The organism is Streptomyces lanatus, from assembly GCF_014655715.1.
GTDB lineage: Bacteria > Actinomycetota > Actinomycetes > Streptomycetales > Streptomycetaceae > Streptomyces > Streptomyces lanatus.
This window is the reverse complement of the sequence record NZ_BNBM01000003.1, coordinates 633,310-657,814: the sequence shown is the minus strand read 5'-3', so window position 1 is coordinate 657,814 and position 24,505 is coordinate 633,310. Positions and strand designations below refer to the sequence as shown.

Genomic DNA, 24,505 nt, shown 5'->3' with positions numbered 1-24,505 from the left:
GCTCCAGTCTGCACGGCGGTCCGCCTACTCCCAGCGGAACCAGCGTGCGGCCCCTGCCGTGAGCAGCACCGTCCAGGCCACGAGCACGCCCAGGTGGCCCCAGCCCGGCCAGTGCCCCGCCGCCGCCTGGTTGAGGGCCTCGGCCGCCGCCCCGAAGGGCGTGTAGCCGACGATCCTCGCCAGCACGTCCGGCATGGTCTGCACCGGCATCCACACGCCCGCGCAGAACATGGCCGGGAAGAACACGGCCGACCCGATGGCACCGGCGATCTTCGTGGTCCGGGACAGCGCGGAGATCACGGCGCCCAGCGCGAGGGCGACCAGTACGGCCAGGAGCAGGGCGAGGGCGTAGCCGAAGCCCTGGCGCGGCAGCCGTACGTCGAAGGCGAGCCGGCCGACCGCCAGGGCGAACAGCGCGGAGACCAGGGCGGCCCCGCCGAACAGCAGCATCTGTGCGGACAGCAGGGCGGACGGCCGGACGGGGGTGGTGGACATCCGGCGCAGGATGCCGCGCTCCCGGTAGCCGGTGAGGGTCTGCGGCATCGCCTGGATCCCGCCGACGATCAGGCCGAGCAGCACGGCCACCGGGACGTAGCCGTCGACCGGGCGCAGCCCGCCGAAGGCGGGGTCGGTCTCCCGGAAGGCGGGGATCGAGCCGAGGATCGCCAGCAGCAGGGTCGGGAACCCCAGCATCCAGAACAGGGCGCCGGGCTCGCGACGGAAGAGCCGGACCTCGCTCCTCAGTACGGCGGGGTTGACCAGAGCGGCGCTCATACAGCCGCCTCCTTCGTCAGATCCAGGAAGGCGTCGTCCAACGTGGCGTCGGTGACGCGGAGTTGACGGGCCGTGATGTGGGTGCGGGCGAGGAGCGTGATGACGGCGTTGACCGTCTCGTCGGTGCCGGAGAGGGTGATACGGCCGTCCTTGTGGGCGACGGACGCGAGCGCGGGCAGCGCGTTCAGGTCACGCTCGTCCAGCGGGGCGGACGGTGTGAAGCTGATGACGGTGCCGCCCGCCGAGCGCCGGATCAGCCCGGCCGGGGTGTCCAGGGCGGCGATCCGCCCCTTGTCGATCACGGCGATCCGGTCGCACAGCCGCTGCGCCTCCTCCATGAAGTGGGTGACGAGGAGGACGGTCACACCGTTCGCGCGGATGTCCTCGATCAGCTCCCAGGTGTCCCGGCGGGCGCGCGGGTCGAGGCCGGTGGTCAGCTCGTCCAGGACGACGGCCCGGGGGTTGCCGACCAGGGCGAGCGCGATGAACAGCCGCTGCTTCTGGCCGCCGGAGAGCTTGCCGAAGCGGCTGCTGAGCCGGTCGGTCAGGCCGAGGCGTTCGGCGAGCGGCCGCCAGTCGAGGGGGCTGGGGTAGAAGGCGCTGTACAGCTCGAGCGCCTCGCGGACGGTGAGCTTGGCCTGCAGCTCGCTCTCCTGGAGCTGCGCGCCGAGCACCCGGCGGGTGGCCTCGTGCTCGGCGACGGGGTCGAGGCCGGTGACCCGCACCCGGCCCGCGTCGGGGACGCGCAGGCCCTCGACGCACTCGACGGTGGTGGTCTTGCCGGCGCCGTTGGGGCCGAGGATGCCGAAGATCTCGCCCTCCTCGACGGCGAAGGAGACGCCGTCGACGACGGTCCGGCCGCCGTAGGACTTGCGCAGATCGGTGACTTCGATGACGGACATGGCATCAGGGTCGCGGCGCGGCGAGGGCTCGCACATCGGCCGTCGCGCCAGAAGGCACATCAGCCGATCGGTCGATGGCGGCTGTACGACCCCCCGAACACGCAGGTCGTAGGACCAGCGGCCGATCGCGGACCGGCCAAAACTCGCTGGGCAGTGTCAGTGGCGATCCGTAGGCTCGCTGCTGATGGTGACGACACGTGCAGACGCCGAGGACAGGTCCGAACGACGTTCAGCCGTACGTACGCTGCTGCGCCTGTGGCCGTACGTCCGTCCCGTGCGGGTGCGGCTGTTCACGGCCGCGGGCGTGGCGATCGTCGCCTCATGCATGTCGCTGGTCATCCCGCTCGTCCTGAAGTGGATGGTGGACGGGCCGGTCGCCGACCGGGATCCGGCCGGCGTATGGCTCGGGGCGCTGTGTCTGCTGCTGCTCGGGTTCGCGGAGGCGCTGCTGTTCGGGCTGCGGCGATGGCTGGTGGCGCGGCCGCTGGCGGGCGTCGAGGCGGGGATGCGGGCCGATCTGTACCGGCATCTGCAGCGGCTTCCGGTGGCCTTCCACGACCGGTGGGCGTCGGGCCAGCTGCTGTCGCGGGGCACCACCGATCTGATGCTGCTGCGGATGTTCCTCGCGTTCCCCCTGACCTTTCTGCTGGTCAACAGCGTGACGATTCTCGTCGGCGTCATCATCATGCTGCTCCAGGACTGGACGCTTGGGCTGGTGATCCTGATCCCGGCGGTGCCCGTGATGGTCACCTGCGTGATCTTCGAGAAGCGGTACGCGGATGTCGCGCGGCGTGCGCAGGACCAGGTCGGTGATCTGACGACGGTCGTCGAGGAGAGCGTCCTCGGGATCCGGATCATCAAGGGGTTCGGCCGGCATCGCAGCCAGGCGCGGGCGTTCCGGGACCTGTCGGGCACCCTGCGCGGCACCGAGCTGCGCAAGGCGCGGCTGCTGGCGACGATCTGGGGCGTCATCGTGACGCTGCCGGAACTCGCCATCGGGGCGGCGCTGGTGCTGGGCTCGGTGCAGGTGGCGGACGGGGAACTGTCGGCGGGCACGCTGGTGGCGTTCCTGTCGACGGCGCTGGCGCTGAGGTGGCCGGTGGACTCGATCGGGTTCCTGCTGGCGATGAGCCAGGAGGCGGCGACAGCCACGGAGCGGTACTTCGAGGTGATGGACGAGGAGCCGGAGGGCCATCAGGTCGCGACGGCGAAGACGGACGGCACGGACCTCGGACTCCGGTTCCACGACGTGCGGTTCCGCTACCCCGACGCCCCCGCCGACTCCCCGCCCACCCTCGACCACATCGACCTCCACATCCGCCCCGGCGAATCCATGGCCCTCGTCGGAGCGACGGGCAGCGGCAAGACCACCCTCACCGCCCTGGTTCCCCGGCTGCACGAGGTGACGTCCGGCCGGATCACCCTCGACGGGCGGGACATCACCGCGATGACCCGCGAGGAACTGCGGGCACTCGTGGCCGTCGCCTTCGAGGAACCCACCCTGTTCTCGGCCAGCGTCGCCGAGAACGTCCTCATGGGCGCCGAGGACGGCGCGGGAGAACCGGAGCTGGAGCGGGCCCTGTCCGTCGCGCAGGCGGCGTTCGCGCACGACCTGCCGGGCGGGACCGGGACCCAGGTCGGCGAGCAGGGCCTGAGCCTCTCCGGCGGCCAGCGTCAACGCCTCGCGCTCGCGCGGGCGGTCGTCGGACGGCCCCGGTTCCTCGTCCTGGACGACCCGCTGTCCGCGCTCGATGTGCACACCGAGGCCGCCGTCGAGGCCGCCCTGCGGGACGTGCTCGCGGAGACCACCGCCCTCATCGTGGCCCACCGCCCGTCCACCGTGCTGCTCGCGGACCGCGTCGCCCTGCTCTCCGACGGCCGTGTCACCGCGGTCGGCACCCACCAGGAACTGCTGCGGAGCAACGCCGAGTACGCCCATCTGATGGCTGGCACCGAGGAGGACGGCCGATGACGGCGACCACCGCCACCGCACCGGACAAGGAACAGCCCGCCGAGGAACCCCCCAAGGGCGGCGACCCGTTCGACCGTGACGTCCTGCCCACTCCCCCGGGCGCCACCGCCGCCCTTCTGCGCTCGCTGCTCGCGCCGATGAAGGCCCGCGTCGCCCTCACCACGCTCCTGCTGCTGCTCCAGCAGGCGGCGGTGCAGGCGGGCCCGCTGCTGGTGGCGTACGCCATCGACTCGGCGGTGCCCGCGTTCCGGCGGGACGACCTCGGGCCGCTGATCGCGGTCGGCGTCGGCTATCTGCTGTGCGCGGTCGTCTCCGGCGCGCTGCAGTACGCGTTCATCCTGGCCTCCGCCCGCGTCAACCAGGACGTGCTGCTCGATCTGCGCGGCCGTATCTTCCGCCATGCCCAGGCCCTCAGCGTCGACTTCCACGAGCGCTACACCTCGGGCCGGCTCATCTCCCGCTCCACCACGGACGTCGAGTCCCTGCGCGAGCTCCTCAGCGAGGGGCTCCAGGAGCTCGTCACCGTCATCCTGTCCTTCGTCTACATCTCGGCGATGCTGCTGTGGCTCGACCTCGGCCTGGGCGCGGTCGCCGTGGCCTCGTTCGTGCCGCTGTATCTCCTGGTACGGCTGTATCAGCGGCGCGCCGGTCGGGTGTACCGGCTGCGCTCCACCGCCATCGCGTCCGTGATCGTCAAGTTCGTGGAGACGATGAACGGCATCCGCCCGGTGCGCGCGTTCCGGCGCGAGGCCGCCAACGACGCCGACTTCCGCGTCCTCAACACCCACCACGAGCGGACCAACGGCGACGCGCTCCTCGAAATGGCCCGTTACGTCGTCGGCTCCCGGCTGGTCGCCAACACGGCGGTCGCGGGGATCGTGCTGTGGGGCGCCCACCGCGTCGCGGGCGGCACGCTCGCCCTCGGTGTGCTGGCGGCGGCCGTGCTGTATCTGCGGCGGCTGTACGACCCGATCGACCGGCTCGGCATGTTCCTCAACTCGTACCAGTCGGCGGCGGCCTCCCTGGAGAAGATCGCCGGTCTGCTGGCCCAGACCCCGTCCGTGCCCGAGCCGCGGGAACCGACCCGGCTGCCGCCGCTCCGCTCGCGGGAACACCCCGGCCGCGAGGTCGTCTTCGACGGCGTCCGGTTCGGCTACCGCACCGGCGGCGAGGTGCTGCCCCGCTTCGACCTCAGGATCCCGGCCGGGCAGACCATCGCCGTCGTCGGCTCGACCGGCGCGGGCAAGTCGACGCTCGCCAAGCTGCTGGCCCGCTTCTACGACCCCTCCGACGGCCGGGTCCTCCTGGACGGCGTCGACCTGCGCGAGCTGGCCGTGGCCGAGCTGCGGCGCGGGGTGGTGATGGTGACGCAGGAGGCGTTCCTGTTCTCCGGCACGGTCGCCGAGAACATCGCCATCGGCCGCCCCGACGCCACCCGCGAGGACATCGAGCGGGCCGCGAAGGCCATCGGCGCGCACGATTTCATCAGCTCCCTGCCCGACGGCTACGACACCGACGTACGCAAGCGGGGCGGCCGTATCTCGGCGGGCCAGCGCCAACTGGTCGCGTTCGCCCGGGCGTTGCTCGCCGACCCGGCCGTACTGATCCTCGACGAGGCGACCAGCTCCCTCGACATCCCGGGCGAACGGGCCGTGCAGCGCGCGATGTCGACGGTTCTGCAGGGACGTACGGCCGTCGTCATCGCGCACCGGCTGTCCACGGTCGAGATCGCGGACCGGGTCCTGGTCATGGAGCACGGCCGGATCGTCGAGGACGGGGCACCGGCCGAACTGATCGCGGGGACGGGCAGGTTCGCGGATCTGCACCGGGCGTGGCGGGACAGTCTGGCGTGACTTTTCAGGGGGACGAAAGGTGATCGACGCGTACGAGGATCCGGGCGAGCCGGACCGCCGTGGCGGGGCGCGCTATCTGTGGTGGCTGGTGACCCAGCAACCCGGACGGTCCACCCTCGCCGCCCTGATCTCCGCGGTGTGGATGGTGCTGATGGCGGCATCGCCGTATCTGCTCTCACGGGCCGTGGACGAGGGGCTGGCGACGGGTGACTACGCGATGCTGGCCGCGTGGACCGGTGTGCTGGCCGGTGTGCATGTCTTCAACTCGTGGCTGAGCATCATGCGGCACCGCACCATGACCCGGGTGCGGATGGACGCCATGTTCCGCACCATCAAGGTCCTGGTCGGCCAGTCCGTCCGGCTGGGCGCCGCGCTGCCGCGCCGGATCGGGGCCGGGGAGGTCGTCACCATCGGAGTGGGCGACGTCCACACCATCAGCAACTCCCTGACGGTCATCGGGCCCGGGTTCGGGGCGATCGTCGCCTATCTGACGGTGGCCGTGCTGCTGGTGTCCGTCTCGGTGCCGATCGCGGTGATCGTGCTGCTCGGGATGCCCGCGATGGCCGTACTGGTCGGCCCGCTGCTGGGCCGGCTCCAGGGCACCGAGACGGAGTACCGGGAGCGGCAGAGCATCCTGACCGCGCGTATCGCCGACCTCGCGGGCGGGCTGCGCGTCCTGAACGGCCTCGGCGGCAAGGACCTGGTCGCCGACGCCTTCCACCGCGACTCCCAGCGGCTGCGCGCCCAGGGGTACCGGGTCGGTGCGGTGACCAGCTGGGTGCAGGCGCTCGGCGTCGGCCTGCCGACGCTGTTCCTGGCCGTGGTCACCTGGCTGGCGGCACGGATGGCCGCGGAAGGGACGATCACGGTCGGCGAGTTGGTGTCGGTGTACGGCTTCGTCGCGGTCCTCGTCCGGCCGGTGGCGTTCTTCGTCGAGTTCATCTACCAGGTGGCCCGCGGTGTGGTGGCGGCACGCCGGGTCGTACGGTTCCTGCGGCTGGAGCCGATGACCGACACCGGCACCCTCGACGCCCCCGCGGAACCGGCCGCCCTGCATGACCCCGAGTCCGGAGTACGGGTGCTCCCGGGCCGCCTGACCGCCCTGACCACCGCGCTGCCGTCCGACGCGGCGCACGTGGTCGACCGACTCGGCCGCTACGTCCCATCGACGGCGACCTGGGGCGACGCACTGCTCTCCGACATCGCGCTACCGCAGCTCAGAGGCCGCATCCTGGTCGCCGACCATGAGGCGGACCTGTTCGCGGGCACGCTGCGCGAGCTGATCGCCGGGCAGGCGGACCGGGACGAGACGGCCCTCGCACAGGCGCTGCACACCGCCGTCGCCGAGGACATCGTCCGGGGCCTCCCCGACGCCCTCGACACCCCGATCGACGCCCAGGGCCGCAACCTCTCCGGCGGCCAGCGCCAACGCGTCCGCCTGACCCGGGCGTTGCTGGCCGACCCGGAGGTGCTCCTCGCGGTGGAACCGACGTCTGCCCTGGACGCCCACACGGAGGCAAGGGTCGCGGAACGCCTCCACGCGTCCCGGCGGGGCCGCACGACGCTGGTGACGACGACGTCCCCGCTGCTCCTGGACCGCGCGGACACCGTGCACTACCTGGTGGACGGCAAGGTGGCGGCGACGGGCACCCACCACGAGCTGCTGGCCGGCGAGCCGGGATACAGGGCGTTGGTGGCCCGGGACGAGAACGCCGAGGAGGTCTTGAGTTGACGGCCCAGCAACGCCGCCCCAAAGGGGCGCGGGGAACTGCGCGACCAGCCACACACAACCCGCACCCGGCAGACGACCCCAAGTCCCGAGCTCCAAGCCGCAAAACCCTCCCCATCGCCGAGCCAAAAGACGTACGCCGAGCCACCACCCGCCTGATCCGAGCCGACGCCCGCTCTTTCACCGCGGTCCTCGCCCTCAACTCCGCGGCAGCGATCGCAGGCCTGGCCGCCCCCTACCTGGTCGGCCGCATCATCGACGAGGTCAGAGCCGGCCACGGCACAACCGCCGTCGACAAGCTGGCCGGCGCCATCCTGATAGCGGCGACAGCCCAGCTGCTGCTGGCCCGCTGGGCCCGCTACGTGGGCCACCGCTTCGGCGAACGCACCCTCGCCCGGGTCCGTGAGGACTTCGTCGACCGCACCCTCGCCCTGCCCGCGAACGTCGTGGAGCGAGCCGGCGCCGGCGACCTCACCACACGCGGCACCACCGATGTCGCCCTGGTCGGCACCACGCTGCGCGACGTGGGCCCGGAGCTGCTCATCAGCTCCGTACAGGCCGTGTTCCTGCTGGCGGCGGTCATCACCCTGAACCCCCTCCTGGGCCTCTGCGGAGTACTCGGCTTCGGCGGCATCTGGTGGGCCCTGCGCTGGTATCTGCGCAGGGCACGCGACGGCTACCTCGCCGAGGGCGCCGCCACCTCCGACGTCGCGGAGATCCTCACGGCGACCGTGACCGGAGCCCGCACGGTGGAGGCGCTGCGTCTCGAAGAGAAGAGGATCGCGGCGAGCCGGGACGCCCTGGAGACATCCCGCCGCACCCGCTTCCACACCCTGTTCCTGCGCACCGTGTTCTTCCCGGCGGTCGACATGTCGTACGTCGTCCCCGTCGCCACGGTCCTGCTGCTCGGCGGGGTCCTGCTGCAGCACGGCGCGATGAGCCTCGGCTCGGTCGTGTCCGCCGCCCTCTATGTCCAACAGCTGAGCGAGCCGCTGGACGAGATCCTGATGCGCGTCGAGCAACTCCAGAGCAGCGGCGCCTCCTTCGCCCGCGTGGAGGGCCTGGCGCAGGCCCCGCGAGCCACCGACACCGGCGCCCCCGCCCCGGCGAACGACCTGATCGAAGTGACCGGCGTGCGCTACGCCTACGACCGGGGCGGCGAGGTCCTGGGCGGCGTCGACCTGACCGTCCGCCCAGGTGAACGCCTCGCCGTGGTCGGCCCGTCCGGCGCCGGGAAGACGACCCTGAGCCGGCTGCTCGCGGGCGTGGACGCGCCGACCGCCGGCTCGGTGACCGTCGGCGGAGTGCCGGTCGTCGCGCTCGGCCCGGAGCAGCTGCGCCGCCAGGTCGTCCTGGTCACCCAGGAGCACCATGTCTTCCTCGGCACGGTCCGCGACAACCTCCGTATCGCCGAGCCGTCCGCCACGGACGAGGCGCTGTGGGCCGGGCTCACCGCGGTCGGCGCGGACTCCTGGGTACGGCGGCTGCCCGACGGCCTCGACACCGCGCTCGGCGACGGCGGCAGCGCCACGGACGGCTCACAGGCCCAGCAGCTGGCCCTCGCCCGCGTGGTGCTCGCCGACCCGCACACCTTGATCCTCGACGAGGCGACGGCGCTGCTCGACCCGACGACCGCCCGGCACACCGAGCGGGCGCTGGCCGCCGTACTTCAGGGCCGTACCGTCATCGCGATCGCCCACCGGCTGCACACCGCCAGCGACGCGGACCGTGTGGCCGTGATGGAGAACGGCCTGCTCACCGAGCTGGGCACGCACGACGAGCTGGTCGCGGCCGACGGGTCGTACGCGGCGCTGTGGCGGTCGTGGCACGGGGAGCGGCCGGGGGCGCCGGGCTGAACAGGCGATCTATGCTCGATGCCAGCACTGTCTGCTTCTCCTGGGGAAGTCCGTTGAACTTCTGGTCGATCTACCAGCACGGCTTCGCGCGGGTCGCCGCGTGTACGGGCCACACCGTCATCGCCGACCCGCGCGCCAACGCGGAGGCGGTACTGCGGCAGGCGCGCGCGTGCGCGCGGGAGGGCGTCGCGGTCGCCGTCTTCCCCGAGCTGGGCCTGACCGGCTACTCCATCGAGGACCTGCTGCTCCAGGACGCGGTGCTCGATGACGTCGAGGAAGCGCTCGGGGCCGTCGTCGCCGGGTCGGCGGACCTGCTGCCGGTGCTGGTCGTCGGCGCGCCGCTGCGGCATCGCCACCGGATCTACAACTGCGCGGTGATCGTGCACCGGGGCCGGATCCTCGGCGTGGCCCCGAAGTCGTACCCGCCGAACTACCGCGAGTTCTACGAGCGCCGCCAGATCGCCTCCGGTGAGGACGAGCGCGGCGGGACGATCCGGGTCGGCGGTGAAGAGGTCCCGTTCGGCGTGGACCTGCTGTTCGAGGCCGAGGACGTCCCCGGCCTCGTCCTGCACGCCGAGATCTGCGAGGACATGTGGGTGCCGGTGCCGCCGAGCGCGGAGGCGGCACTGGCCGGCGCGACCGTGCTCGCGAACCTCTCGGGCAGCCCGATCACGGTGGGCCGGGCCGAGGACCGTCGGCTGCTGTGCCGGGCGGCGTCGACGCGCTGTCTCGCGGCGTACGTCTACTCGGCGGCCGGTCTGGGCGAGTCCACGACGGACCTGTCCTGGGACGGGCAGACCATGATCTACGAGAACGGCGCCCTGCTCGCCGAGACGGGCCGCTTCCCGCTGGACGAGCAGTACGCGGTGGCCGACGTGGACCTGGACCTGCTGCGGCAGGAGCGGGCCCGGATGGGCACGTTCGACGACAACCGGCGCGCGCACGCCGGGCGGACCGGTGACTTCCGCCGGGTCCTGTTCCAGCTCGACCCGCCCACCGCCGACCTCGGGCTCAAGCGCCGGGTGGAGCGCTTCCCGTTCGTGCCCGCCGACGCCGACCGGCTCGCGCTCGACTGCTACGAGGCGTACAACATCCAGGTCGCGGGCCTTCAGCAGCGGCTGGGTGCGATCGGCGGCCCGAAGGTCGTCATCGGGGTGTCGGGCGGTCTGGACTCCACGCACGCGCTGATCGTCGCCGCCCGCGCGATGGACCGCGCCGGGCGTCCGCGCAGCGACATCCTCGCCTTCACCCTTCCCGGGTTCGCGACCAGCGACCACACCAAGGACAACGCCCACAAGCTGATGAACTCGCTCGGCGTCACCGCGGCCGAGCTGGACATCACGCCGACCGCGCGGCTGATGCTCAAGGAGATGGGCCACCCCTTCGCGTCCGGCGAGCCGGTGTACGACGTCACCTTCGAGAACGTCCAGGCGGGCCTGCGCACCGACTATCTCTTCCGGCTCGCGAACCAGCGCGGCGGCATCGTGCTCGGCACCGGTGACCTGTCGGAGCTGGCCCTTGGCTGGTCCACGTACGGCGTGGGCGACCAGATGAGCCACTACAACGTCAACGGCGGGGTGCCGAAGACGCTGATCCAGCATCTGATCCGCTGGGTCATCGGCAGCGAGCAGTTCGACGAGGAGACCAGCGACACGCTGGCCGCGATCCTCGACACCGAGATCAGCCCGGAGCTGGTGCCGGGCGAGGAGATGCAGTCGACGGAGTCGAAGATCGGGCCGTACGCGCTGCACGACTTCACGCTCTTCCACGTCCTGCGGTACGGCTTCCGGCCGTCGAAGATCGCCTTCCTGGCGTGGCACGCGTGGCACGACCCCAAGGCCGGAAGCTGGCCCCCCGGGTTCCCCGAGGCGAAGCGGGTGGCGTACGACCTGGCCGAGATCCGGCGCTGGCTGGAGGTCTTCTGCCGTCGTTTCTTCGCGTTCGCACAGTTCAAGCGCTCGGCGATGCCGAACGGCCCGAAGGTGTCGGCGGGCGGTTCGCTCTCGCCGCGCGGTGACTGGCGGGCGCCGTCCGACGGCAACGCGGCCGCCTGGCTGCGCGATCTCGGCCGTATCGACGTTTGAGTCAACAGGTCCGTTTATCGAACGTGAACTCCCGGACAACGAACGATTTCCGGCCAACTTCCTGACGCGGTCCTGACAGAAACCGCAGTCACCTGCCACTCTTCCCACGGCCGCGACACAGCAACCCCACAGCACCGTCACACGTCGGTGCCCGCGGCCGAGCTCCCGCACGCGCACGTCGTTCTGCGTACCACCCCGTATCGCCCGGACGGCCCACCCGCCGGCCGGTCTCCCCTGGCCGCGTGATCCGCGGCCGCGCAGAAGGAGTCAGTGTTGAGAGACAGTTCCTCCCACAGACGCACCCCCCACACGACGCATCGCCGGGCCGCCGCTGTCGCCCTGGTCGGCGTCTCCGCCCTGATCGCCGCGGCCGTCCAGACCGGCGCCGCCACCGCAGCCCCGGAGAAGGCACCGTCGGCCGCGGGAAAGGTCCTACCGGGCGCCGAGTCCGTCAAGCTGTCCCCCGCCCAGCGCGCCGAGCTGATACGCGACGCCAACGCCACCAAGGCGGACACCGCCAAGGACCTGGGCCTCGGCGCCAAGGAGAAGCTGGTCGTCCGTGATGTCGTCAAGGACGGCAACGGCACGGTCCACACCCGCTACGAGCGGACCTACGACGGTCTGCCCGTCCTCGGCGGCGACCTGGTCGTCGAGACCACGAAGTCCGGCGCCACCAAGGACGTCGTGAAGGCGACCCGCGCCGCCATCAAGCCGGCGACCACGACCGCCGCCGTCCCCGCCGCCAAGGCCGAGAAGCAGGCGCTGGCCGCGGCGAAGGCCGAGGACGCCAAGAGCCCGGACGTCAACAAGGCGCCGCACAAGGTGATCTGGGCCGCGAAGGGCACGCCCACCCTCGCCTACGAGACCGTCGTCGGCGGCCTCCAGGAGGACGGCACCCCCAGCGAGCTGCATGTCATCACCGACGCCGCCACCGGCGCCAAGCTGTACGAGTACCAGGCCATCGAGACCGGTACCGGCAACACCATGTACAGCGGCTCGGTGACGCTGGGCACCACGCAGTCCGGGTCGACGTACAACCTGACCGACGGCGCGCGCGGCAGCCACAAGACGTACAACCTCAACCGCGGCACCTCCGGCACCGGCACCCTCTTCTCGGGCCCCGACGACGTGTGGGGCAACGGCAACCCGTCCAACGCGGAGACCGCGGGCGCCGACGCGCACTACGGTGCCGCGCTGACGTGGGACTACTACAAGAACGTGCATGGGCGTTCGGGCATCCGGGGCGACGGCGTCGGCGCCTACTCCCGGGTCCACTACGGCAACAACTACGTCAACGCGTTCTGGTCCGACAGCTGCTTCTGCATGACGTACGGCGACGGCTCGGGCAACACCCACCCGCTGACGTCCATCGACGTGGCCGGCCACGAGATGACGCACGGCGTCACCTCCAACACCGCGGGCCTGATCTACAGCGGTGAGTCCGGCGGTCTGAACGAAGCCACCTCCGATATCTTCGGCTCGACCGTCGAGTTCTACGCCAACAACGCCTCCGACGTCGGTGACTACCTCATCGGCGAGGAGATCGACATCAACGGCGACGGTTCGCCGCTGCGTTACATGGACAAGCCGAGCAAGGACGGCGCATCCAAGGACAGCTGGTACTCGGGCATCGGCTCGATCGACGTGCACTACTCGTCGGGCCCGGCGAACCACTTCTTCTACCTCCTCTCCGAGGGCAGCGGCACCAAGACCATCAACGGTGTCACCTACGACTCGCCCACCTCGGACGGCCTTCCGGTCACCGGCATCGGCCGCGACAAGGCGGAGAAGATCTGGTTCCGCGCGCTGACCACCAAGTTCACCTCGAACACCAACTACGCGGGCGCCCGCACCGGCACCCTCGCGGCCACGGGTGAGCTGTACGGCACGACGAGCGCCGAGTACAAGGCGGTGCAGGACGCCTGGGCCGGCATCAACGTGGGCTCGCGCCCCGATGGCGGCGGCGGTGGCGGTACGTCGTTCGAGAGCGGCACCGACGTGTCGATCCCGGACAACGGGGCGGCGGTCACGTCCCCGATCACCGTGTCCGGCCGCACCGGCAACGCGCCGTCCAACCTCCAGGTGGCCGTGGACATCGTCCACACCTACGTCGGTGACCTCAAGGTGGATCTGGTCGCCCCCGACGGCACGGCGTACAACCTGAAGGCGTACGGCGCCGGCGGAAGCTCGGACAACCTCGACACCACGTACACGGTGAACGCGTCCTCCGAGGCCGCCAACGGCGTCTGGACGCTACGCGTCCAGGACAACGCGGCCATCGACACCGGCTACATCAACAGCTGGAAGCTCACCTTCCCGTAGGCCCGTACGGGTGTGTCTCCGACAGGGCGTCGTCTCGGTGGGTTCAACTCCCGCCGGGACGGCGCCCGTTCACATTTCTGAAACGTTCACCCAACAGTCAAATCTTGGCCAACATCAGCGATCACTCCTGACATGTACGCGCCGCAGGTGGCACGCTTCCACCACCCGCCGCACAGCACCGATGCACTTCCCCCACAAAAGGAGCTCGTGTGACCCCCCTCTACGCGCGTCGCAAGCGCACGACCCTCGCCATAGCCACCTCCGTGGCAGCCGGGGCCCTCCTCACCACCGCCCTGACCACCGGTGGTTCGGCCGCCGCGGCTCCCGTGGACGCCGGCACCAAGGCCGCCCCACTCGCCGCCCCGGTCGCGCTGGCCCCGGCGACCCGCACCGCCCTCATCCAGGACCAGCAGGCCCAGGCGGCCGACACCGCCGACGCGATCGGCCTCGGCGCCCAGGAGAAGCTGGTCGTCAAGGACGTCGTCAGAGACGCCGACGGCACCGTCCACACCCGCTACGAGCGCACCTACGAGGGCCTGCCCGTCCTCGGCGGCGACCTCGTCGTCCACGAGAAGGCCGGCAAGACGCAGGGCGTCACCAAGGCGACCAAGGCCACCATCAAGGTCGCCTCGCTGAAGCCGGCGATCAGCGCGGACAAGGCCGAGGGCCAGGCCGTCTCGCTCGCCAAGTCGGCCGGTTCGAAGAAGACCGAGGCGGACAAGGCGCCCCGCAAGGTGATCTGGGCGGCCAACGGCAAGCCGACCCTCGCCTTCGAGACCGTCGTCGGCGGCCTCCAGGACGACGGCACCCCGAACGAGCTGCACGTCATCACCGACGCCGCCACCGGCAAGAAGCTCTTCGAGTACCAGGGCATCGAGACCGGCACCGGCAAGAGCCTGTACTCGGGCACGGTCACCCTCGGCACCACCAAGTCGGGCTCGACGTACAACCTCACCGACGCCACGCGCGGCGGCCACAAGACGTACAACCTGGCCCGCAGGACCTCCGGCACCGGAACCCTGTTCACGGACGCGGACGACACCTGGGGCACCGGCACCGCCTCCAGCTCCTCCACCGACCAGACCGCCGCCGTCGACGCGGCCTACGGCGCACAGGAGACCTGGGACTTCTACAAGGACACCTTCGGCCGCTCCGGCATCAAGAACGACGGCAAGGCCGCCTACTCCCGCGTCCACTACGGCAACGCCTATGTGAACGCCTTCTGGGACGACAGCTGCTTCTGCATGACCTACGGCGACGGCGAGGGCAACACCAACCCGCTGACCTCGCTGGACGTGGCCGGCCACGAGATGACGCACGGCGTCACCTCCAACACCGCGGGCCTGAACTACACCGGAGAGTCGGGCGGGCTGAACGAGGCCACCTCCGACATCTTCGGCACGGCCGTCGAGTTCTACGCCAAGAACTCCTCCGACGTCGGTGACTACCTCATCGGCGAGAAGATCGACATCAACGGCGACGGCTCCCCGCTGCGCTACATGGACAAGCCGAGCAAGGACGGCGGCTCCAAGGACTACTGGTCGTCCTCGCTCGGCGGCCTGGACGTCCACTACTCCTCGGGCCCGGCGAACCACTTCTTCTACATGCTGTCCGAGGGCAGCGGCAAGAAGACGATCAACGGGGTCAGCTACGACTCCCCGACCTCCAACGGCTCGACGGTCACCGGCATCGGCCGCGACAAGGCCGCGGCGATCTGGTACAAGGCGCTCACCGAGTACATGACGTCGACGACCAACTACAAGGCCGCCCGCACGGCGACCCTGAGCGCGGCGTCCGCCCTGTACGGCGGCACCGGCAGCACCGAGTACAAGGCGGTTGCGGCGGCCTGGTCCGCCATCAACGTGGCCTGATACACACGGAGTTGAAGAGGGCGGCACCCGGGACGAAGGCATCCCCGGGTGCCGCCCTACTCTTGGTACCCATGGCCTTCACGTACGACGACGTCGGCGCGACCCGGGAGAACGGCTTCTGCCCTCCCGGCTTCCACCCCCTGCACGTACGCACCCGCATCGGCGAGGGCGAGGACGTCTTCCGCAGAGCCGCGGAGGCGGTCATGACCTGGGAGATGCACCGCGCGATGGGCGTCGGCATCGACGCGAGCGCCGAACGGGCGGCCCTCGACGTCGACGTCACGGTCACCCTCGCCGGTGTCGTCAAGGCCCCGTGCCGGGTGGTCTGGACGGTCGACGAGTACCGCAGGATCGGCTGGGCCTACGGCACCCTCGAAGGCCACCCCGAGTGCGGCGAGGAGGCGTTCCTCGTGGAGCGCACGGGCGACGGCACGGTCTGGCTGACCGTCCGCGCCTTCAGCCGCGCGGCCAAGTGGTACGCCCGCGCGGGCGGCCCCGCCACGCGCGGCCTGCAGCACGCCTATGCGCGACGGTGCGGGGCGGTGTTGCGGAAGTTGCACGGTGATGACACCTGACGGTCGCCGGACCGCGCTGTGCGATCGTACGATCATGGCGAGGTGAGGGGGCTCGTGAACATCTCCGAAGTGCTCAACCCGTACGACTACCGCAATCCGGTGCGGGATGCCGCCGTGTTCGCGGGGCGGGACGAGGAAGTCGCCGCCATCTCCTATGAACTCGATCAGGCCGCCGTCGACCGACCCTCTGTCTGCGTCGTCCTCGACGGCCCGCGGGCAGCCGGCAAGACGAGCCTGCTCAACGCCGCCGAGTGGATGGCACAGGCACGGGAACTGACCACCGTGCGCGTGGAGTTGATCGAGGGCGACGGCGAGCCGCTGGCCTTCTTCAGCAAGCTGTACGACGAGATCGTCGCGGTCATCACGGCCGGCTCCGAAGGAGCGGAGGCACCCGCGATCCCCTTCGAACTGGCCGCCGTCCGACGGGCGATGGCCGGGGTCGGCGACGCCGCCTCGGTGGCTCCGCTGCAGTTCCCCGAAGCCGTCGCCCTCGCCGGTCCGGGCGGCCGGGTGCCGGAGGCGGCGCTGCGTGCCGACCTCGCCGCGTTCGTCGCGCTGCTCGGGCATCCCATCGCCCTGCTGGTGGACGAGGCCCAGGTGATCGCCGACGACGCCCGCGCGCTGTCGGTGCTGCGCTTCCTCACCACCCGTGTCGACGGTCTGGTGCTGGTGCTCGCGGGCACATCGGGGCTGACGGACCGGATCGCGGATGTGCATTCACAGATCCTGCGACAGTTCAAGCGGATTGAGGTCAGGCGGTTCATCGAGAAGACAGCGATCCTCGACTGCGTCGAGCGTCCACTCAAGAAGGCCGGCGTCTTCGGTCTTGACACGAAGCGCCTGGTGTCACCGCTCAGGCTGCTGACAGACGGCAATCCGTACGCGATCCAGCTCTACTGCCACGAGATGTTCGAGCGTCTGAAGCGCGGTCTGACCACCGACCTGGAGCTCACGCCGGAACTGCTCACGGACATCCGGTCCCGCATGGAGTCGGAGTCCCAGACCGGCATACTCGAGCGCCCGCTGATCCGTGCCGTGCGCGAGATGCCGCGCACCGAGCTGATCGCTTTCAACGTGTTGACCTCGGCCCTGGACCACGCGACACCGGACGAGGCCTGGTTCGCCCACTGCCTCGCCGGGCCGCCGGAGATCACCCGCGAGGAGTACGACGCGTACCGGACGGCTCTCGTCGCCCGGGGCGTCCTCGAGGACGACGACATCGTGCGGCTCGCTATCGGGACGGAGCTCTTCGATGAGGTGTACACGCGACTGTGGTCGGCCAGCGTGATCGGGCGGTCGTCGCACGTCCAGGTCACCAGCCGGTCCGATGTCCGGGGCTTGATGACGCACCGACTGCTCAGCCTGCTGCACGACTTCGCCGAGGACCCCCTGCGCATTCTGCCGACGTGTTGTCCGGGTATGTCCGCGACACATGTGGAGCGCTGCTTCGACGCCCTGAACCGACAGCCCGCCGCCGGCCCGAACGCCACGAAGTCGATCCAGTACGTGCACTTCGCGATCCTGCGCGCGGGCGAACCGCAGGCCCTCGACCTCACCTCTGTCACCTGCTCCTACCGCGACCACACGATCGAACGCTGGATGTACGCGGCGGACACGGACGACATCGAGCTGAGCGAGCGGGCCGACTTCAAGGCGGCGGCCGAACGGATCGGGGCGCTGGGCGGTCGGCTCACGGCCGAGCGGGTCCGCCAGCCGCTGCGGTCGTGGCCGGCCAAGGAGTGGTTCCAGAAGGCCAAGGGAAAACGGCGGCTCGAACTGAGCATCAACCATGGACTCGCCGCGTTCGACGCCTACAGTTCCCGTGACCTCTCCCGCGCACGGGCCCACTTCGAGTCGTCTTTTGCGCTGGGCCCTGGCTGGGTGCAGGCCAACTGCCTGGCCTACCTCAACCTGACACAGGGTGTGCAGGAGGACGCGCTCGAATGGGCCCGGCAGGCCGTCGCGATGGCCGACAATCCATGGAGCCGGGCTCTGAGTCTCTACAACGCTGCCATGGCCCATCTTCTGACCGGGGAGCCGGGTCTGGCCGCGGGACGGCTCGCCGAATCGGCGGCCGAGCTGGACAGGGTCACGACCAACAAGCCCTCGATCAGCTACCTTCTGCTGCCGGACCCCGAGAACCCCGCGCTGCTGCACGAGGAGACCGACGTAGAGCTGATCGACGCTGTACGGCGCGCCCAGACCGCACTCGGTGTGACCACCAAAGCGCAGGACACCCGACCGGAGCCCGCCACCGCCCCCGCCCCACCCATCGACCGTCCCCCTGTCGTGCTCTCCGTCGCCACCGAGTGGTCCTCCTCCCACGGCGGCCTGAGCACCTTCAACCGGGAGTTGTGCCATGCCCTGGCAGGCGCCGGGGCCCAGGTGTTCTGTGTGGTGCTGGAGGCCACCGCCGAGGAGTCGGTGGCCGCCGGGGCGGCAGGCGTCACGCTGCTGCCGGCCCGCAGGATCCCGGGCGCCTCGGCGGACATGCGCCTCGCCGCCCGCCCCCGGGATCTCCCCGTCGGCATCGAGCCCGACCTGATCCTCGGGCACGGCCGGATCACCGGGCCTCCGGCGCAGCAGCTGCGCGACGACCTCTTCCCGGGCGCCAGGCGCCTGCACTTCGTGCACATGGCGCCGGACGAGATCGAGTGGCACAAGCCGGACCGGGGCAACGACGCGGGTCTGCTGGCCGAGGAGCGCACCCGGATCGAGCGCCACCTCGGCAGGACCGCCCACCGTGTGATCGCCGTGGGGCCCCGGCTGCACGGTCAGTTCCTCGACGAGGTCGAGAGCCCCGAGCGACTGCCGCCCGTACAGCTCGACCCGGGTTTCGACACCCAGGTACCCGGCGCCGCCGACCGCGTCCCGCCGAAGGGAAAGCCGCTGCGGGTGTTCCTGCTGGGCCGCGTAGAGGACGCGGAACTCAAGGGCGTCGACATCGCCGCCGGGGCCTGCGCCAAGGTCGCGCAGTGGCTGTACGACGACGGGCTGCGCGGCGGCGTCCGCCTGGTCGTGCGCGGCGCACCGGAGGGCGAGGTGGACGCCTCACGGGACAAGATCAAGGGCTGGGCCGGCAAGGCAAAGCTGGACATCGTCGTCCGCGCCTATACGGCGGAGCAGGACCGCATCGAGGACGATCTGCGCAGCGCCGCCCTGGTGATCATGCCGTCCCGCAAGGAGGGGTTCGGCCTGGTGGGTCTGGAGGCGATCACGTACGGCATTCCGGTGCTGGTCGGCTCGGACAGCGGACTGGCCGATCTCCTGCGGGAGGAGCTCGGGCACGAGCGGGCGAGCCGGTTCGTCGTCGAGCTGTCGGGGGACGACGAGGAGGACACCGAGAAGTGGGCGCGGGCCGTCAACGGCAAACTGCGGGACGCCGAGGGCGCGTTCCGGCAGGCGGCGGAGCTCCGCCGGATCCTCGCCGAGAAGGTGCCGTGGCGCCGGGCGGCCGATGTCGTCCTCGGTGAACTCCCGGGCCGCTGAACACCGTCACGGCCCGAACGCGGCCGCGGTGACGTCCCGTTCCAGGCTCGCCCGGTGGAATTCGTAGGTGCCGATGTCGGAGACCTTGATCAGGAGGCAGAAGCGCTCAACCGACGGCAGCTGCCGCGCCACCCGCGCGTACTCGCGCCGAAGGAAGTGGATGGCCGCCAGATTGGCCACGGAGGTCTGGCCGGCCACCAGGAACACGGGGCGGGTGGACTCGGTGGGTGTGAACTTGGCGACCAGGGCGTACTCCTGTTGGCCGCGGTCGAAGAGGAACTTCTCCCCTCCGACCTCGATGGCCACCGACTCCGGGCTGGTGCCGTCGTAGGGGTGGACGGTGACACCGGGCAGGTGGGCGGCGAGATGGCCGCCGGTGCGGAGGTTGGCGCCGCCGGTGGGGCCGCCGACGCAGAACTCCGTACGATCGCCGTTGCTGCCGCGGTAGCCACCCGACTCAACCGCCGCATCGCAGCCCAACTCGCCCACGAGCAGGGTCAGTTCGACGACGGCGCGTACATCGCGGTAGTGGGCGGTGCCGGGCGAGTTGTACTTGTTGCCCAGCACGATCAGGCAGGTCTCGCCCGGGCGGACGCCGAAGAACGCCGCCCTCCGGTTCACCGCGCGGGCCTTCCTGGCCCGCTCCCACAACCAGACGAAGGCACCGCCGAGCAGGCTGGTCACCAGCCCGATCACTATGTTCCCCAGCACCGACTGAATCGGGTCCCCCTCTCCCCCGACTCAGACTACGTCACCGCATCAACACCCCCGCCCCTTCGCCCATTTCCTCGGAAGGCACCGCCACCAGCCCCAGCTCCGCGCCCGACGCCAGCAGGCGGTGTGCCGGAAGGATCCGCACGGTGTAGCCGTAGGGTCCCGTCCGGTCCAGGGAGAGCGGGCCCTCGTAGGCCCAGCGGCCCTCCGTGTCCGGGCCTCCCGTCGGCTTCAGCGGCACCGTCGAGGCGTCCCCGATGCGGTCCTCGGGGTCGACGCGGCCCGAGACCACCTGGACCTCCACGTCGTCCGGGGCGAGGCCGCCGAGGGCGACACGGACGCGGAGGGTGAGGGTGGTGCCCAGTTCCGCCGTGGCCGTCACCGCGGCCACCGAGGTCTCCACATGGTCGACGCTCACGTCGTGCCACGCCGAGCGGACCCGTGCCTTCCAGCCCGCCAGCTCGCGCGCCGCGTCCGGCGTCATCGCACGGTGGGCGTGCGCGGCGGGCGTGTAGAGGCGCTCCACGTACTCGCGGACCATCCTGCCCGCCAGGACCTTCGGGCCCAGCAGGGTCAGGGTCTGGCGGACCATCTCGATCCAGCGGTCCGGCAGCCCCGCCCGCCCCTGCTCGTAGAAGCGGGGGGTGACGCGCTGCTCCAGCAGGTCGTACAGCGCCGCGGCCTCTATGTCGTCGCGGCGGTCCGGGTCGGTGGCGGTGCCGTCCGCGGTGGGGATGGCCCAGCCGAAGTCCGGCTGGAACCATTCGTCCCACCAGCCGTCCAGCACGGAGAGGTTGAGGCAGCCGTTCAGCGCCGCCTTCATGCCCGACGTGCCGCATGCCTCCAGGGGCCTGAGCGGGTTGTTCAGCCAGATGTCGCAGCCCGGGTAGAGCTTCTTGGCCATCGCCATGCCGTAGTCGGGGAGGAAGACGATCCGGTGCCGGACCCGCGGGTCGTCCGCGAACCTCACCAGCTCCTGCACCAGCCGCTTCCCGCCGTCGTCCGCGGGGTGCGCCTTGCCCGCCACCACGATCTGGATCGGCCGCTCCGGGTGCAGCAGCAGGTCCATCAGCCGGTCGCGGTCGCGGAGCATGAGGGTGAGGCGCTTGTACGACGGGACCCGGCGCGCGAATCCGATCGTGAGGACGTCGGGGTCGAGCACTCCGTCGATCCAGCCCAACTCGGCCGTTCCGGCGCCGCGTTGCCGCCAGGACGCGCGCAGACGCTCACGCACCTCCAGGACCAGCTGTTCGCGCAGGTTGCGGCGCAGCTCCCAGATGTCCTGATCCGGGATCTCGCCGACCGCGTCCCAGCGGTCCGAGCCGCCGACGGTCAGCGCGTCCTCGGTGCGCCGGCCGCCGATCTGGCGGGCGCCGAGGCGGAACACCTCGGGGGCGACCCAGGTGGGGGCGTGGACGCCGTTGGTGACCGAGGTGATCGGGACCTCGTCGGGGTCGAATCCCGGCCACAGTCCGGAGAACATCTCGCGGCTGACGTTGCCGTGCAGCAGCGAGACGCCGTTCGCCCGCTGGCCCAGGCGCAGGCCCATCACGGCCATGTTGAAGAGGTTGGGTTCGCCGCCGGGGTAGGTCTCCATGCCGAGCTGGAGGATCCGCTCGACGTCGATGCCGGGGAGCTCGGCGGCGGGTCCGAAGTGGTGGGCGACCAGCTCGCGGTCGAAGCGGTCGATGCCGGCCGGGACGGGGGTGTGGGTGGTGAAGACGGTGCCCGCGCGGACGGCCTCCAGCGCGGCGTCGAAGTCCAGCCCCTGGTCGGCGAGTTCGGCGATGCGCTCCAGACCGAGGAAGCCGGCGTGTCCCTCGTTGGTGTGGAAGACCTCGGGCTCGGGGTGGCCGGTCAGCCGGCAGTACGTCCGGACCGCCCGCACACCTCCTATGCCCAGCAGCATCTCCTGGAGCAGCCGGTGCTCGCTGCCGCCGCCGTAGAGCCGGTCGGTCACGCCGCGTTCGCCGAGGTCGTTCTCCTCGACGTCGGAGTCGAGCATCAGCAGCGGCACCCGGCCGACCTGGGCGAGCCAGACCCGGGCGTGCAGGGACTTGCCGCCGGGCAGGGCGAGGGAGACCTGGGCCGGGGTGCCGTCGGGCTCCTTCAGCAGCGCGAGCGGCAGCTCGTTGGGGTCGAGGACCGGGTAGTGCTCCTGCTGCCAGCCGTCCCGGGAGAGGGTCTGGCGGAAGTAGCCGTGCCGGTACAGCAGGCCCACCCCGATCAGCGGCACTCCGAGGTCGCTGGCGGCCTTGAGGTGGTCGCCGGCGAGGATGCCGAGGCCGCCGGAGTACTGCGGCAGGGCGGCGGTGATGCCGAACTCGGGCGAGAAGTAGGCGACGGCGGCGGGCAGTTCGGCGGACTGGTCCTGGTACCAGCGGCCACCGGTGACGTAGTCGTCGAGGTCGCCGGCGACCGCGCTCAGGCGGCTCAGGAAGGGGCCGTCCGCGGCGAGCTCGGCCAGCCGCGCGGGCGGCACGCTGCCCAGCAGCCGGACGGGGTCCTCGCCCGAGGCGGCCCAGCGCCCGGGGTCCACGGACTGGAAGAGGTCGCGGGTCTCCGCATGCCAGGACCAGCGCAGATTGCGCGCCAGATCGCTGAGGGGCCGGAGGGGTTCGGGGAGGACTGGTCGGACGGTGAATCGACGGATCGCCTTCACGGTTCACCTCGGGCAGCGCGCGGCAGGGGACACACGGCGGTGTGGGTCCCGTCATCGCCATCGACGGTATCGGTATGCGGGGCTTCGTAACCACAGTGCGTTTTTGCGACCGGTATGCGGAACGGAAGCGCCGCCTCCGTCCGAAACCGACCGCAACCTTTACACATCCCCCATGGCCGGTATGGCCGATTCCGCCCCCGTAGGCGTCCTTGTGGCGACTTCTCACGTCACGAGAGGGTGACAGTGGCGCACCGGTCGAGCCGGGTGCACCCGGTGTTCCAGGCCGCCGTGCGCCGAGTTGAGGAGGGGAACTCACACCATGGCACGGACGCGCATACGGCGTCTGCGCCGGGCGGGTGGTCTGACCGCGGTGACGTGTGTCGCCGCACTTTCGGCCACCACCATGCCCGCGCACGCCGCACCGGAGGGGCAGATACGCGGCGCCGGGGAACCCGGCGCCATCAGCGGCAGTTACCTGGTGACACTCAAGGGGGGAACAAAGGCCCCGTCGGCGGCCGGAAAAGGCCTCGCCGAGAAGTACGGGGCGAAAATCAGCCATACCTACGGCACGGTCCTCAACGGCTACGCCATCCGGGCGGGCGAGAGACAGGCCAAGCGGCTCGCGGCCGACCCCAGGGTCGCCTCGGTCGTCCAGGACACCCGGGTACTGCCGGCGCACACCCAGAAGAACCCGCCGTCCTGGGGCCTGGACCGCATCGACCAGCGGAACCTGCCGCTCGACAAGAGCTACACCTGGCCCGAGTCCGCGGGCACCGGAGTGACGGTGTACGTGATCGACACCGGCATCCGCATCTCGCACAAGGACTTCGCCGGCCGCGCCAGCTACGGCTGGGACTTCGTCGGCGACGACCGCACCGCGAGCGACGGCAACGGCCATGGCACCCATGTCGCCGGCACCATCGCGGGCAAGCAGTACGGCGTCGCCAAGAACGCCAAGGTCGTCGCCGTACGCGTCCTCGACAACGCCGGCGGCGGCACCACGTCCGACGTCATCGCGGGCATCGACTGGGTGACCAGGCACGCCAAGAAGCCGGCGGTCGCCAACGTCAGCCTCGGCGGCTACCGCAACACCCAGTTGGACGCGGCCGTACGCAACTCCATCGCCTCCGGCGTGACCTATACGGTCGCGGCGGGCAACGACGGGCTGCCGGCCGGCCTGTACTCCCCGGCCGCGGTGCGCGAGGCCATCACCGTCGGCGCCACCGACAAGAAGGACGCGCGGGCGGGCTTCTCCAACACCGGCTCGGTCCTGGACCTGTTCGCCCCGGGCGTGTCGATCACCTCGGCATCGAACGCGAGCGACACCGGCAGGGCCACCTACTCCGGTACGTCGATGGCGTCGCCGCACGCGGCGGGCGTGGCCGCGCTCTATCTGGCCGACCATCCCAAGGCACGGCCCGCACAGGTGTCCAAGGCGCTCGTGGCGCAGGCCGCGTCCGGCAAGGTGTCCGGCCGCGGCCTCGGCTCGCCGAACAAACTCCTTCAGGTACCGGGGTCGTAGCGCCCTCTTCACGCCGAAGTGCGCACGCCGGCCCCGTTCCTGTGGAACGGGGCCGGTCTTGTGCGTAGACATACGCGTGAGTAGTTAACAAAGTGCCGGATTGCCCACCCGAATAGGGTGGGAAGGCTCCACCGGTACACCCCACCCGTGCGCCCCCGAGCGCACCATGGAAACACCACG

14 protein-coding genes are annotated in these 24,505 nt (G+C 70.9%); 10 read left to right on the top strand and 4 right to left on the bottom strand.

Translation table 11 applies throughout. The features are described 5' to 3' along the window. Positions 1-24: 24 nt before the first annotated feature. The gene (locus IE325_RS11935; RefSeq protein WP_190069761.1) at positions 25-774 is read right to left on the bottom strand and encodes an ABC transporter permease; all 750 of its coding nucleotides are present in this window, start codon (positions 772-774) and stop codon (positions 25-27) included. Next, a complete protein-coding gene (locus tag IE325_RS11930) occupies positions 771-1,676 on the bottom strand; it encodes an ABC transporter ATP-binding protein (protein ID WP_190069760.1) in 906 nt (301 codons plus the stop codon). Before IE325_RS11930 ends, IE325_RS11935 begins: the two co-directional genes overlap by 4 nt. A gap of 184 nt (positions 1,677-1,860) precedes the next feature. On the opposite strand from IE325_RS11930, the gene IE325_RS11925 reads away from it, so the two are divergent. From IE325_RS11925 to IE325_RS11885, 9 genes are all read left to right on the top strand, one after another. Continuing rightward, on the top strand, positions 1,861-3,648 hold the full coding sequence (locus IE325_RS11925) for an ABC transporter ATP-binding protein (RefSeq protein WP_190069759.1): 1,788 nt from the start codon (positions 1,861-1,863) through the stop codon (positions 3,646-3,648). Continuing rightward, entirely contained in the window at positions 3,645-5,501 is a 1,857-nt protein-coding gene (locus tag IE325_RS11920; RefSeq protein WP_190069758.1) for an ABC transporter ATP-binding protein, read from the top strand. Before IE325_RS11925 ends, IE325_RS11920 begins: the two co-directional genes overlap by 4 nt. 19 nt (positions 5,502-5,520) lie before the next feature. Then, the gene (locus IE325_RS11915; protein WP_190069757.1) at positions 5,521-7,233 is read left to right on the top strand and encodes an ABC transporter transmembrane domain-containing protein; all 1,713 of its coding nucleotides are present in this window, start codon (positions 5,521-5,523) and stop codon (positions 7,231-7,233) included. 113 nt (positions 7,234-7,346) lie between these two features. Beyond that, the gene (locus tag IE325_RS11910; protein ID WP_190069826.1) at positions 7,347-9,086 is read left to right on the top strand and encodes an ABC transporter ATP-binding protein; all 1,740 of its coding nucleotides are present in this window, start codon (positions 7,347-7,349) and stop codon (positions 9,084-9,086) included. A 53-nt stretch (positions 9,087-9,139) separates the two neighbouring features. Beyond that, positions 9,140-11,170, top strand: a complete 2,031-nt coding sequence (locus tag IE325_RS11905) for an NAD(+) synthase (protein WP_190069756.1) — start codon at positions 9,140-9,142, stop codon at positions 11,168-11,170. Between the two features lie 273 nt (positions 11,171-11,443). Next, positions 11,444-13,492 (top strand): M4 family metallopeptidase, encoded by a 2,049-nt coding sequence (locus IE325_RS11900; protein ID WP_190069755.1) that lies wholly within the window; start codon positions 11,444-11,446, stop codon positions 13,490-13,492. Positions 13,493-13,701: 209 nt separating this feature from the next. Beyond that, positions 13,702-15,363 (top strand): M4 family metallopeptidase, encoded by a 1,662-nt coding sequence (locus IE325_RS11895; RefSeq protein WP_190069754.1) that lies wholly within the window; start codon positions 13,702-13,704, stop codon positions 15,361-15,363. A gap of 71 nt (positions 15,364-15,434) precedes the next feature. Continuing rightward, the gene (locus tag IE325_RS11890) at positions 15,435-15,938 is read left to right on the top strand and encodes a DUF1990 domain-containing protein (protein WP_190069753.1); all 504 of its coding nucleotides are present in this window, start codon (positions 15,435-15,437) and stop codon (positions 15,936-15,938) included. 54 nt (positions 15,939-15,992) lie between these two features. Then, positions 15,993-19,427 carry a glycosyltransferase gene (locus tag IE325_RS11885; RefSeq protein WP_190069752.1) on the top strand — a complete coding sequence of 1,145 codons (3,435 nt, stop codon included), beginning with the start codon at positions 15,993-15,995 and terminating at the stop codon, positions 19,425-19,427. Between the two features lie 6 nt (positions 19,428-19,433). On the opposite strand, the gene IE325_RS11880 is transcribed toward IE325_RS11885, so the two are convergent. Next, on the bottom strand, positions 19,434-20,138 hold the full coding sequence (locus IE325_RS11880; protein WP_229911759.1) for a hypothetical protein: 705 nt from the start codon (positions 20,136-20,138) through the stop codon (positions 19,434-19,436). 40 nt (positions 20,139-20,178) lie between these two features. Next, positions 20,179-22,803, bottom strand: coding sequence for a glycosyltransferase family 1 protein (locus IE325_RS11875; protein WP_190069751.1), 2,625 nt, complete (start codon positions 22,801-22,803; stop codon positions 20,179-20,181). 319 nt (positions 22,804-23,122) lie between these two features. On the opposite strand from IE325_RS11875, the gene IE325_RS11870 reads away from it, so the two are divergent. Further along, on the top strand, positions 23,123-24,325 hold the full coding sequence (locus IE325_RS11870; RefSeq protein WP_190069750.1) for a S8 family peptidase: 1,203 nt from the start codon (positions 23,123-23,125) through the stop codon (positions 24,323-24,325). Positions 24,326-24,505: the final 180 nt, after the last annotated feature.